Genomic DNA, 836 nt, shown 5'->3' with positions numbered 1-836 from the left:
GGTCAACGCCCCGGCGGTCGGGAAACCGCCGGCCAGCTCGGCGGCCAGGTCGATCAGCGCCAGCTGGGTGCGCCGGCGCAGCGCCGCGAAGTCCAGCGTGGCCGCATCGCGCAGGTGGGCATCCCACGGGATGGTCTTGACCGCGTGCACCCGCGACCCCAGGGTGTGGGTGACATGGGTGAGGAATTTGCTGTTGGCGCAGCGGTAGGCGTCGTTGAGCACGATCACCGACCGCTTGAGCAGCTCGTGGCCGTTGCGGGCGGCCAGCCAGTCCAGCGTGGTCTCCACCGCCAGGCCGCCGTCGACGTTGCACGACCCCACGACCATCAGCGCGTCGCTGGCCGACAGCACCGCCGGGATCACCTGGTGCTCGATCTCCGCGCCGCAGTCGACCAGCGCGAGCTGGTAGAAGCGGCGGGTGCGGGCCACGGTGGCGGCGAACGTCGCCGGGGTCAGGGCCAGCGGGTTGGCCACGTTCTGGTTGCCGGTCAACACCTCCAGGCCCTGCTTGTTGCGCCCGGTGTAGGCGCGCGCCTTGGGGTACTCGACGAGATCCTCGGCGGCCAGGAATTCCCGCACCGAGGCCGCCGCCTTGGGATCGATCAGCCGGCCCAGCCCGCCGTAGGTGGGGTTGGCGTCGATCGCGATGACCGGCTCGTTGCGCAGCGTGCCGAACACGCTGCCGACCGCGGCGATCATCCGGGTCTTGCCGACCCCGCCTTTGACCGACACCGCCGCGATCTGGTAGGTGCCCGGGATGTTGGCCTTGATGCGCTCCTGCTGGTCGCGCAGCGTCCGCTCGGCCGGGCCCGCGCCGAGGTTCACCAGGTGCCGGG

Annotated in this window: 1 protein-coding gene; it reads right to left on the bottom strand. The window is 71.5% G+C overall.

The window, feature by feature from the left end:
• Positions 1-836, bottom strand: an 836-nt coding sequence (locus tag F0Q45_RS28320; RefSeq protein WP_223163960.1) for a MinD/ParA family ATP-binding protein, incomplete at both ends; no start/stop codon positions are given.

The sequence above is a fragment of the Mycobacterium simiae genome (genome assembly GCF_008370645.1).
Classification (GTDB): domain Bacteria; phylum Actinomycetota; class Actinomycetes; order Mycobacteriales; family Mycobacteriaceae; genus Mycobacterium; species Mycobacterium simiae_A.
The sequence above is the reverse complement of the archived record's forward strand: the minus strand, read 5'-3'. Positions and strand labels throughout refer to the sequence as shown.